8 protein-coding genes are annotated in these 11,848 nt (G+C 57.3%); 7 read left to right on the top strand and 1 reads right to left on the bottom strand.

Going from position 1 to position 11,848, the window contains the following annotated elements:
• Positions 1-67: 67 nt before the first annotated feature.
• Positions 68-1,042 carry an acrylyl-CoA reductase (NADPH) gene (acuI, locus tag WFM46_RS13120; RefSeq protein WP_336997781.1) on the bottom strand — a complete coding sequence of 325 codons (975 nt, stop codon included), beginning with the start codon at positions 1,040-1,042 and terminating at the stop codon, positions 68-70.
• 183 nt (positions 1,043-1,225) lie between these two features.
• Between acuI and csrD the strand changes: the two genes are divergently transcribed.
• The 7 genes from csrD to yhdP form a co-directional block, all read left to right on the top strand.
• Complete coding sequence (csrD, locus tag WFM46_RS13115; RefSeq protein WP_156655288.1) at positions 1,226-3,166, top strand: RNase E specificity factor CsrD; 1,941 nt, start codon at positions 1,226-1,228, stop codon at positions 3,164-3,166.
• A gap of 280 nt (positions 3,167-3,446) precedes the next feature.
• Positions 3,447-4,490 carry a rod shape-determining protein MreB gene (gene mreB, locus WFM46_RS13110; RefSeq protein WP_000913396.1) on the top strand — a complete coding sequence of 348 codons (1,044 nt, stop codon included), beginning with the start codon at positions 3,447-3,449 and terminating at the stop codon, positions 4,488-4,490.
• Between the two features lie 62 nt (positions 4,491-4,552).
• Positions 4,553-5,569: a rod shape-determining protein MreC gene (gene mreC / locus WFM46_RS13105; protein ID WP_103177231.1), complete on the top strand. Its 1,017-nt coding sequence runs from the start codon at positions 4,553-4,555 to the stop codon at positions 5,567-5,569.
• Entirely contained in the window at positions 5,569-6,057 is a 489-nt protein-coding gene (mreD, locus tag WFM46_RS13100) for a rod shape-determining protein MreD (RefSeq protein ID WP_103177230.1), read from the top strand. The genes mreC and mreD overlap by 1 nt, the downstream gene beginning before the upstream one ends.
• Positions 6,058-6,066: 9 nt before the next feature.
• Entirely contained in the window at positions 6,067-6,660 is a 594-nt protein-coding gene (locus WFM46_RS13095) for a Maf family protein (RefSeq protein WP_103177229.1), read from the top strand.
• A complete protein-coding gene (gene rng / locus WFM46_RS13090) occupies positions 6,650-8,119 on the top strand; it encodes a ribonuclease G (protein ID WP_103177228.1) in 1,470 nt (489 codons plus the stop codon). Before WFM46_RS13095 ends, rng begins: the two co-directional genes overlap by 11 nt.
• Positions 8,120-8,161: 42 nt before the next feature.
• Positions 8,162-11,848 (top strand): AsmA2 domain-containing protein YhdP (yhdP, locus tag WFM46_RS13085; protein WP_336997780.1); only part of this gene is annotated, 3,687 nt, incomplete at its 3' end.

Genomic DNA, 11,848 nt, shown 5'->3' with positions numbered 1-11,848 from the left:
GTCATGCATTTTTCTAAGCATGACGGAGGAGCGGGTTTAAAGCGAATATGTCACGAAAATTTGAAGATTACGCCAGCTTCACCAGCGTACGGCCCTGGATCTGGTTATTGATGATCTTCGCGGCATACTCCGGTGCCTGCTCAAGGCTAATCTGAGTGGCGCTTTGGTCGTAGAAGGCGGCCGGCAGATCGCGAACCAGTCGCTCCCAGGCCTGGGCACGGCGCTCTGGCGGGGTCATCACCGAATCGACACCCTGCAGACGGACGTTGCGTAGAATAAACGGCATCACCGTAGTCGGCAGGGCAAAACCGCCCGCCAGGCCGCACGCCGCGACGCAGCCGCCGTAGTTCATCTGCGCCAGCACTTTCGCCAGCACTTTGCCGCCCACGGTATCAATGGCACCGGCCCAGATCTGTTTCTCCAGCGAGCGGGTCTCAGCGAACTCGTCGCGCCCCAGAATGCGGCTCGCGCCCAGGGAACGCAGATAGTCATGGGTGCTTTCACGGCCAGAGACCGCCGCGACCTGATAGCCCAGCTTATGCAGCAGGGCAACCGCCGTGCTACCGACGCCACCGCTGGCGCCCGTCACCACCACTTCACCCGATTCAGGACGTACTCCGGCCTCTTCCAGCGCCATTACGCAGAGCATGGCGGTAAAGCCGGCGGTACCGATGATCATCGCTTTCCGGCCATCCAGCCCTTTTGGCATGGGTACCAGCCAGTCGCCGTTGACGCGCGCCTGCGCCGCCAGCCCGCCCCAGTGGTTTTCCCCCACCCCCCAGCCGGTCAGCAGCACCTGCTGGCCGGCATGAAAACGTGGGTCTTCGCTGGCATGTACGCGTCCCGCAAAATCGATACCTGGAACCATTGGGAAATTGCGGATAATTTTTCCGGTGCCCGTAATGGCCAGGGCGTCTTTATAGTTAAGGCTGGACCAGTCGATATCTACAGTCACGGCGCCTTCAGGCAGGCGGCTCTCTTCGATAGATTGTACTGACGCAAGAGTTTTGCCTTCCTGCTGTTCTAAGATCAAAGCCTGCATACGATTCCTTACTCAGCATGATGATTGGAAAAAAATTTTTGGAGACTATACTCGCTCAATGACATGCAATGCCGATTTAACGCAATAAATTGCCAGATACACCTGATTTGGTAGTATGCCAGTGCCGTATTGCGAGTTAGTACTTACTTGCTATCCTCACCAACTCACGGAGTAATCTCAAGGATGCGATTATCGACGAAGTTCTCCGCTTTTATCTCCTTGCTTACCGGGTTGACCATATTCGTCACCTTTATCGGCTGCTCGCTCAGTTTTTATAATGCGATCCAGGGAAAGCTGGCGAACCGCGTCCACTCCGTGGCGTCAGTGATTGATTCCCGCCTTGTCAGCACACCCTTTCCAGAACTTTCCCGTCAACTGGATGAGCTGATGGCCCCGGTGGATATCATGCGGGTGGAGATTAAGCAGGGCGGCAACCTCCTTTTAAGCCACACCGGGCATACGCATTACCGGCAGGTGGGTTCACCTCCGCAGATGCTCCAGCTCACCGTCCCCTCCCTGAAAAACCCCGGTATGACGATAAGCCTGGTCTATCTGGACCCAATGACCAGTTATTTTCGTTCATTGATGACCACCGCACCGCTCACGGTGGCGGTAATTTTCATAGTGGTGCTGATCTTCCTGGCGGTGCGCTGGCTGCGGCGTCAGCTCGCCGGACAGGAGCTACTGGAGTCGCGTTCTACGCGGATCCTTAACGGTGAACGCGGCGCGCAGGTGCGCGGCTCGGTCTATGAGTGGCCCTCACGCACCAGCAGCGCGCTGGACGTTTTGCTGTCCGAAATTCAGTTCGCCAGCGACCAGCGCAGCCGGATAGATACCCTGATCCGATCCTATGCCGCCCAGGACAATAAAACCGGCCTCAATAACCGCCTGTTCTTTGATAATCAGCTGGGCACTTTGCTGGAAGATCAGGAGAACGTGGGCACACATGGAGTGGTGATGATTATCCGTCTGCCGGACTTCGATCTGCTGAAAGATAACTGGGGGCGGGCAGTGGCGGAGGAGCAGCAGTTTACGCTCATTAATATGCTCTCCACCTTTATCATGCGTTACCCCGGCGCACTGCTGGCACGGTATCACCGCAGTGATTACGCCGTGTTGTTGCCGCACCGCACGCTGAAGGAGTCTGAAAGCATTGCCGGGCTGCTGTTGAAATCGGTGGATGCGCTCCCACCCAGCAAAATGCTCGATCGTGATGACATGGTGCATATCGGCATCTGCGCCTGGCGCGGCGGCCAGTCTACCGAGCAGGTGATGGAACATGCCGAGGCTGCCACCCGTAATGCGGTGTTGCAAGGGGCGAACGGCTGGGCGGTTTATGATGACTCCCTGCCCGAAAAAGGACGCGGCAACGTGCGCTGGCGAACCTTAATCGAGCAGATGCTGACCCGAGGCGGACCGCGGATTTACCAAAAACCGGCGGTGCTGACCAGCGGCAAGGTCCATCATCGTGAACTGCTCTGTCGAATCTTCGACGGCAACGAAGAGGTGGTATCGGCCGAGTATCTGCCGATGATCCTGCAGTTTGGCCTGTCTGAAGAGTACGACCGCCAGCAGATATCGCGCTTGATGCCATTTTTATCCTACTGGCCCGAAGAGAACCTGGCGCTGCAGGTGACGGTGGAGTCGTTGATCCGCCCGCGTTTCCAGCGCTGGCTGCGGGATCTGCTGATGCAATGTGAAAAATCGCAGCGGAAACGGATTATTTTTGAACTTGCAGAGGCGGATGTTTGTCAACACATCAGTCGGTTACAGCCGGTTGTTCGGCTGATTAACGCGTTGGGCGCGCGCGTCGCGGTGACGCAGGCGGGTTTAACGCTGGTCAGCACCAGCTGGATCAAGGCGCTGGAGGTTGAGCTCCTGAAGCTGCATCCGGGGCTGGTAAGAAATATTGAAAAGCGCACGGAAAACCAGCTGCTGGTACAGAGCCTGGTGGAAGCGTGCAAAGGAACGCAAACGCGTGTATTTGCTACGGGTGTGCGGTCGCGAACGGAATGGCAGACATTGACAGAGCGCGGCGTGACAGGGGGTCAGGGCGATTTTTTTGCGGCCTCTCAGCCTCTTGACAGCAATGTGAAAAAATATTCGCAAAGATACTCTGTTTAACCTGCCGTTTGGTGAGTTTTCACGTAGAATATCGCGCCTGTAGCGTGATGTATGACGAGCAAAATGACAGTGAACGACCTTTAACGGGTTACAAATGTACGTGAGGAACGCTGCTGTTTTCTCAGCCCTGAGGGAGTCAGGCGACGATTTGTAACAAAGGAAACGTGCTGCACTAATTTTCACCGTAGCAGGCGATTTTTGCGCCTTGTCGCTGCTGCGTGTGGTTGGTAAAGTAAGCGGATTTTGTTTTCCGCCCCAGCTTTCAGGATTATCCCTTAGTATGTTGAAAAAATTTCGTGGCATGTTTTCCAATGACCTGTCCATTGACCTGGGTACCGCGAATACCCTCATTTATGTAAAAGGACAAGGCATCGTACTGAATGAGCCTTCAGTTGTGGCCATTCGTCAGGATCGTGCTGGTTCACCGAAAAGCGTAGCGGCTGTAGGCCATGACGCTAAGCAGATGCTTGGCCGTACGCCGGGTAATATCGCTGCCATTCGTCCGATGAAAGACGGCGTTATCGCTGACTTCTTCGTGACCGAGAAAATGCTTCAGCACTTTATCAAGCAAGTGCACAGCAACAGCTTTATGCGTCCGAGCCCACGTGTTCTGGTGTGCGTGCCGGTTGGCGCTACCCAGGTTGAACGTCGTGCTATTCGTGAATCCGCTCAGGGCGCTGGTGCGCGTGAAGTTTTCCTGATTGAAGAGCCAATGGCGGCGGCAATCGGCGCGGGTCTGCCGGTTTCCGAAGCAACCGGTTCCATGGTGGTGGATATCGGTGGCGGTACCACTGAAGTGGCCGTTATCTCCCTGAATGGTGTGGTTTACTCCTCCTCGGTACGTATCGGTGGCGACCGCTTTGACGAAGCCATCATTAACTACGTTCGCCGTAACTACGGCTCTCTGATCGGTGAAGCCACCGCAGAGCGTATCAAGCACGAAATCGGTTCTGCTTATCCGGGTGATGAAGTTCGCGAGATCGAAGTTCGCGGCCGTAACCTGGCAGAAGGGGTTCCGCGTGGCTTTACCCTGAATTCCAATGAGATCCTCGAAGCGCTGCAGGAGCCGTTAACCGGTATCGTCAGCGCCGTCATGGTTGCCCTCGAGCAGTGCCCGCCGGAACTGGCTTCCGATATCTCCGAGCGCGGTATGGTTCTGACCGGTGGTGGTGCGCTGCTGCGTAACCTCGACCGCCTGTTGATGGAAGAGACAGGAATTCCTGTCGTAGTTGCAGAAGATCCACTGACTTGCGTAGCCCGTGGCGGCGGCAAGGCGCTGGAGATGATCGACATGCACGGCGGCGACTTGTTCAGCGAAGAGTAGTCAGGTGTGAAAGGGTAGCGGATGGCTACCCTTTCTCTCTGACGCGAGAGTACGCATAGCCTATGAAGCCAATTTTTAGCCGTGGCCCGTCGCTACAGTTTCGCCTCATCCTTGGGGTGTTGGTAGCGCTTGGTGTCATTATTGCCGATAGCCGCCTCGGTACGTTCAGCCAGATCAGAACGTACATGGATACCGCCGTCAGTCCTTTCTATTTTGTATCAAATGGTCCCCGTGAATTACTCGACAGCGTTTCGCAAACTCTGTCCTCACGCGATCAACTCGAACTTGAAAACCGCGCGTTACGTCAGGAACTGCTGCTGAAAAACAGCGAACTGCTGATGCTGGGCCAGTACAAGCAGGAGAATGCCCGTCTGCGCGAGCTGCTGGGCTCCCCGCTGCGTCAGGATGAGCAGAAGATGGTGACCCAGGTGATCTCCACCGTTAACGATCCGTACAGCGATCAGGTGGTCATCGACAAAGGCAGCGTTAATGGCGTCTACGAAGGCCAGCCTGTTATCAGCGATAAAGGCGTTGTCGGTCAGGTGGTAGCCGTTGCTAAGCTCACCAGCCGCGTATTGCTGATTTGCGATGCGACCCATGCGCTGCCGATCCAGGTTCTGCGTAACGACATCCGCGTGATCGCCGCCGGTAACGGTTGTACGGACGATCTACAGCTGGAACATCTGCCGGCGAATACCGATATTCGCGTGGGTGACGTACTGGTGACCTCCGGTCTCGGCGGGCGTTTCCCGGAAGGGTACCCGGTTGGGGTGGTCTCCTCCGTGAAGCTGGATACTCAGCGCGCGTATACGGTGATTCAGGCACGTCCTACCGCGGGCTTACAGCGTCTGCGCTATCTGCTGCTGTTGTGGGGCGCCGATCGTAACGGTAGCAATCCCATGACGCCGGAAGAGGTGCACCGCGTGGCGAATGAACGTCTGATGCAGATGATGCCGCAGGTTCTGCCTGCGCCAAACTCCATGGGGCCGCCTGCGCCAGTTCCTGCGCCAGCGACAGGGCTGACCCAGCCACCGCCTGATGCGCCGCCGCCACCGCAACTCTCTCCGGGAGGGCAATAGTGGCAAGCTACCGTAGCCAGGGACGCTGGGTTATCTGGCTCTCGTTTTTGATCGCGCTGTTGCTGCAAGTCATGCCCTGGCCGGACGACATTCTCGTTTTCCGGCCAAACTGGGTGCTGCTGATTTTGCTCTACTGGATCCTCGCTCTGCCGCACCGCGTAAATGTGGGCACAGGTTTTGTGATGGGTGCCATACTGGATCTGATCAGTGGCTCGACGCTTGGCGTACGCGCGCTGTCCATGAGTATCATCGCATACCTGGTCGCACTGAAATATCAGCTCTTTCGTAATCTGGCGCTCTGGCAACAGGCGCTGGTGGTGATGTTGTTATCCATGGCCGCGGATATCATTGTTTTCTGGGCAGAGTTTTTAGTGATCAACGTCTCTTTCCGTCCGGAAGTGTTCTGGAGTAGTGTAGTAAACGGTGTGCTCTGGCCATGGCTGTTCCTGTTGATGCGTAAGGTCCGCCAGCAATTTGCCGTGCAATAAAAGGTTTCTATGACGTCTTTATATCTCGCTTCCGGCTCCCCGCGCCGTCAGGAGTTGCTCACGCAGTTGGGTCTCTCTTTTGAACGTATCGTTACCGGCATAGAGGAAAAACGGGCTGAGGGCGAAAGCGCTCAGCAGTATGTCTCTCGCCTGGCGCGGGAGAAAGCGCAGGCTGGCGTGGCGCAGGTGCCGCGCGATTTACCGGTGCTGGGCGCAGATACCATCGTGATCCTTAACGGTGAAGTCCTCGAGAAACCTCACGACGGCGAGCATGCCTTCAGGATGCTGCGCAAATTGTCCGGACAAACGCATCAGGTGATGACCGCCGTCGCGCTGGCTGACCGTCAGCACGTGCTCGACTGTCTGGTTGTCACCGATGTCACGTTCAGAGTACTCACAGATGAGGATATCGCCGGTTATATCACCAGCGGTGAACCTATGGATAAAGCAGGTGCATACGGTATTCAAGGGTTGGGTGGCTGTTTTGTCAGGAAGATCAATGGCAGCTATCACGCCGTAGTCGGCTTACCGCTGGTGGAAACGTATGAGTTGCTGAGCAATTTTAACTCACTGCGTGAGGGAAGGGATAATTATGACGGCTGAATTGTTGGTAAACGTAACGCCATCGGAAACCCGTGTGGCCTATATTGATGGCGGCATTCTTCAGGAAATCCATATTGAGCGCGAAGCGCGACGCGGAATAGTAGGCAATATCTACAAAGGTCGTGTCAGTCGTGTACTACCGGGTATGCAGGCGGCATTTGTAGATATTGGACTCGATAAAGCGGCATTTTTACACGCCTCGGATATCATGCCGCACACCGAATGCGTGGCGGGAGAAGAGCAGAAGCAGTTTACCGTCCGTGATATCTCCGAGCTGGTGCGTCAGGGCCAGGATCTGATGGTGCAGGTGGTGAAAGATCCGCTGGGCACCAAAGGGGCGCGCCTGACCACCGACATTACCTTACCCTCCCGTTATCTGGTCTTTATGCCTGGCGCGTCACACGTTGGCGTCTCCCAGCGTATCGAAAGTGAAAGCGAGCGCGAACGGCTGAAAAAAGTCGTCAGTGCTTACTGCGATGAGCAGGGCGGCTTTATCATTCGCACCGCCGCAGAGGGGATTAGCGAAGAGGATCTGGCCTCGGATGCCGCCTACCTGAAACGCGTCTGGACCAAAGTGATGGAGCGTAAAAAACGCAACCAGACCCGCTGTCAGCTGTACGGTGAACTGGCGCTGGCCCAGCGCGTCCTGCGTGACTTCGCCGATGCCCAGCTCGATCGCATCCGCGTCGACTCCCGTCTGACCTATGATGCGCTGCTCGAATTCACCGCAGAATACATTCCTGAAATGCCGGGCCTGCTGGAGCACTACACCGGCAAACAGCCCATCTTCGATCTCTACGACGTTGAGAACGAAATTCAGCGCGCGCTGGAGCGTAAGGTCGAGCTGAAGTCCGGCGGCTATCTGATTATCGACCAGACCGAAGCGATGACCACCGTGGATATCAACACCGGGGCGTTTGTCGGGCATCGCAATCTGGACGACACCATTTTCAACACCAATATTGAAGCGACGCAGGCCATTGCGCGTCAGCTTCGTCTGCGCAATCTGGGTGGCATCATCATCATCGACTTTATCGATATGAGTAACGAAGACCACCGCCGTCGCGTGCTGCATTCGCTGGAGCAGGCGCTGAGTAAAGATCGCGTGAAAACCAGCATTAACGGCTTTTCCCAGCTTGGGCTGGTAGAAATGACCCGCAAGCGCACCCGTGAAAGCGTGGAGCATGTGCTGTGTAACGAGTGCCCAACCTGCCATGGTCGCGGCACGGTGAAGACGGTAGAGACGGTTTGCTACGAGATCATGCGTGAGATCGTTCGCGTGCATCACGCCTACGACTCCGACCGTTTCCTGGTCTATGCTTCTCCTTCGGTGGCGGAAGCCCTGAAAGGGGAAGAGTCACATGCTCTGGCGGAAGTGGAAATCTTTGTCGGCAAACAGGTAAAAGTACAAATCGAGCCGCTCTATAACCCGGAGCAGTTTGACGTGGTGATGATGTAAAACGCAGCGTGCTGCGAGAAAACGGCTGACAAGGAGAGACGCGTGAGGCGATTGCCGGGGATTTTACTGCTTACAGGGGCAACGCTGATAGTGATTGTCGCGCTGCTGGTAAGCGGGCTGCGTCTCGTATTGCCGCATCTGGACAACTGGCGCCCGCAGCTGCTGGCGAAGATCGAATCCGCGACCGGTGTGCCCGTCGCGGCCAGCCAGCTCAACGCGAGCTGGCAAAACTTTGGCCCAACCCTGGAAGTGCGCGACATTAACGCGCAGCTGAAGGATGGCGGCCACGTTAAGATTAAGCGTGTGACCCTGGCGCTGGATGTCTGGCAAAGCCTGCTGCACCTGCGCTGGCAGTTTCGCGATCTCACCTTCTATCAGCTGCAATTTCTGACCAACACCCCGCTGCGCAGCGACGATCAGGGCGAAGGCTTCGAAGCCAACCGCATCAGCGATCTCTTTCTGCGCCAGTTCGATCATTTCGATCTGCGCGACAGCGAGATTAGCTTTATCACCCTTTCCGGGCAGCGTGCCGAGCTGGCGATCCCCCAGTTAACCTGGCTCAACGGCAAAGAGCGCCATCGCGCCGAAGGTCAGGTCAGCCTCTCCAGCCTGAACGGACAGCACGGCGTGATGCAGGTACGTATGGATCTGCGTGACGACAACGGCCTGCTGAATAACGGCAAAGTGTGGATGCAGGCCGACGACGTGGACGTCAAACCCTGGCTGGGAGAGTGGCTGCAGCAGGATATGCAGCTCGAAACCGCGCGCTTTAGCATTGAAGGCTGGATGACTCTCACCAACGGCCAGTTCGCCAGCGGCGATCTCTGGCTAAAGCAGGGCGGCGCCACCTGGCCGGGGGAAACGCGTCAGCATCAGCTCTCTGTGGATAATCTCACTGCCCATGTGACCCGTGCCAGTCAGGGCTGGCAGTTCGCCATTCCGGATACCCGTATCACCCTGGATGACAAAGCCTGGCCACGCGGGGCCTTGTCGCTGGCCTGGATCCCGGCGCAGGATGTGGGCGGCGTTAACAGTAAACGCAGCGATGAACTACGCATTCGCGCCAGCAATCTGGAGCTGTCTGGCCTTGAGGGGCTACGGACCCTTGCGGCGAAACTCTCTCCGGCGCTGGGCGAAGTCTGGCAGGCCACCCAGCCGGTGGGAGCGATCAACGCCCTGGCGCTGGATATTCCGCTGCAGGCAACGGAAAAAACCCGCTTCAACATTGCCTGGACCGATCTCGCCTGGAAGCAGTGGGAGATGTTGCCGGGCGCCGAGCATTTTAGCGGCACGCTGGAAGGCAGCATGGAAGATGGCCGTCTGGTGGCCCATATGCGTGACGCGAAAATGCCGTATGAAACGGTCTTCCGCGCGCCGCTGGAAATTGAAAAAGGGACCGCCACCCTCCACTGGCTGAAGAACGAGAAAGGTTTCCAGCTCGACGGGCGCGACATCGACGTGAAAGCCAAAGCGGTGCATGCCCGGGGTGATTTCCGCTATCTGCAACCGGCGGGCGATGAGCCCTGGCTGGGGATCCTGGCGGGCATCAGCACCGACGACGGCTCACAGGCCTGGCGCTATTTTCCTGAAAACCTGATGGGTAAAGCGCTGGTGGACTATTTGAGCGGCGCCATTCAGGGCGGGCAGGCGGACAACGCCACCCTGGCGTATGGCGGCAATCCGCATCTCTTCCCCTACAAGCACAACGAAGGGCAGTTCCAGGTGCTGGTGCCGTTACGCAACGCCACCTATGCCTTCCAGCCTGACTGGCCGGCGCTGAAAAACCTCGATATTGAGCTCAACTTCATCAATGACGGCTTGTGGATGAAAACCGACGGCGTGGCGCTGGGCGGCGTGAAGGCCAGCAACCTGACGGCGGTGATCCCCGATTATTCAAAAGAAAAACTGCTGATCGACGCCGATATCAACGGGCCTGGAAAAGCCGTTGGGCCCTATTTTGACGAGACGCCGTTAGACGATTCGCTGGGCGCCACGCTCCAGCAGCTCCAGCTGGATGGCGATGTGAATGCTCGCTTACATCTGGATATCCCGCTGGACGGCACCATGACCACCGCAGAAGGCGACGTCAGGTTGAAAAATAACAGCCTGTTCATCAAGCCGCTGAACAGCACGTTGAAAAACCTGACCGGCCAGTTCAGCTTCGTGAATGGCGATCTGAAAAGCGGGCCGCTGACCGCAAACTGGTTCAGCCAGCCGGTGAAGATCGATTTCTCCACCACCGAGGGCGAGAAAGCCTACCAGGTGGCGGTCAATATGGATGCCAGCTGGCAACCTTCGCGGATGGATGTGCTGCCCAAAGTGGTCAGCCAGTCCCTTGAAGGCCGTGTACCGTGGAACGGCAAGGTGGCGATCGATCTGCCTTATCGTGGCACCCCGCATTACAAAGTGGACATCAGCGGCGACCTGAAAAGCGTCAGCAGCGATCTGCCTTCTCCCCTGAACAAGCGCGCAGGCGAGCCGCTGCCGGTGAAGCTAAATGTCGACGGGGATCTCAACAGCTTTACCCTGACCGGCAACGCCAGCGGGACAAATCACTTTAACAGCCGCTGGCTGCTGAACCGTAAGCTGACGCTGGATCGCGCCATCTGGACCACCGACAGCCGCACCCTGTCGCCGCTGCCGGAGCAGGCGGGTATAGAGCTCAATCTTCCGCCGATGGACGGGGCAGAATGGCTGGCGCTTTTCCAGCGCGGGGTGGGACAAAATGTGGATGAAGCGGCGCAGTTCCCGCAACACATCACGGTGCGCACGCCAGCGCTGACGCTGGGCGGGCAGCAGTGGAATAACCTGAGCATTGTCTCGCAGCCCACCCTCAACGGTTCGAAAATCGATGCCCAGGGTCGGGAGATCAACGCCAGCCTGCTGCTGCGTGACACCGCGCCGTGGCAGGCGCAGATCCGCTATCTCTATTACAATCCGGCCTCCGTCACCGCCGGGACAAGCAATAACGTCTCGCCGTTATCAGGCACCTCACGAATCGATTTTAGCGGCTGGCCTGACCTACAGCTGCGCTGCGCCGAGTGCTGGCTCTGGGGACAGAAGTATGGCCGGATTAATGGCGATTTCACCATCAAGGGCGATACCCTGACCCTGGCGGGAGGGTTGATTGATACCGGCTTCGGGCGCCTGACCGCCAACGGCGAATGGGTGAACGGCGTCCGCGAGAAGCGCACCTCCCTGAAGGGGCAAATTAAGGGCAACAAGCTGGATGCCGCCGCTAACTATTTTGGCGTCACGACCCCTATTCGCGGTTCATCGTTTGATGTCGATTACGATCTGCACTGGCGCGACATGCCCTGGAAGCCTGACGAAGCCTCGCTGAATGGCATTCTGAAAACGCGGCTGGGGAGAGGTGAAATCGCCGATCTCAGCACCGGCCATGCAGGGCAACTGTTGCGGTTACTCAGTTTCGACGCCCTGCTGCGCAAGCTGCGCTTTGACTTCAACGATACCTTTAATGAAGGCTTCTACTTCGACTCGATCCGCAGCACCGCGTGGATCAAAGATGGCGTATTGCACACCGACGATACGCTGGTGGACGGGCTGGAAGCGGATATCGCCATGAAAGGCTCCGTCAATCTGGTGCGTCGCGAGCTGGATATGGAAGCGGTGGTGGCGCCGGAAATTTCCGCCACCGTCGGCGTGGCGGCGGCCTTTGCCGTTAACCCGATTGTGGGCGCGGCGGTGTTTGCCGCCAGTAAAGTGCTG

It is taken from the genome of Leclercia sp. M50 (assembly GCF_037150775.1).
Lineage (GTDB): Bacteria > Pseudomonadota > Gammaproteobacteria > Enterobacterales > Enterobacteriaceae > Enterobacter.
Note: the sequence above shows the minus strand (reverse complement) of the source record. Positions and strands in the feature narration are given on the sequence as shown.

Bases quoted from the DNA above. Each gene is read 5' to 3' on its own strand.
- mreC (WP_103177231.1), top strand. From the start codon at position 4,553: ATGAAGCCAATTTTTAGCCGTGGCCCGTCGCTACAGTTTCGCCTCATC.
- mreB (WP_000913396.1), top strand. From the start codon at position 3,447: ATGTTGAAAAAATTTCGTGGCATGTTTTCCAATGACCTGTCCATTGAC.
- rng (WP_103177228.1), top strand. From the start codon at position 6,650: ATGACGGCTGAATTGTTGGTAAACGTAACGCCATCGGAAACCCGTGTG.
- csrD (WP_156655288.1), top strand. From the start codon at position 1,226: ATGCGATTATCGACGAAGTTCTCCGCTTTTATCTCCTTGCTTACCGGG.
- acuI (WP_336997781.1), bottom strand. From the start codon at position 1,042: ATGCAGGCTTTGATCTTAGAACAGCAGGAAGGCAAAACTCTTGCGTCA.
- WFM46_RS13095 (WP_103177229.1), top strand. From the start codon at position 6,067: ATGACGTCTTTATATCTCGCTTCCGGCTCCCCGCGCCGTCAGGAGTTG.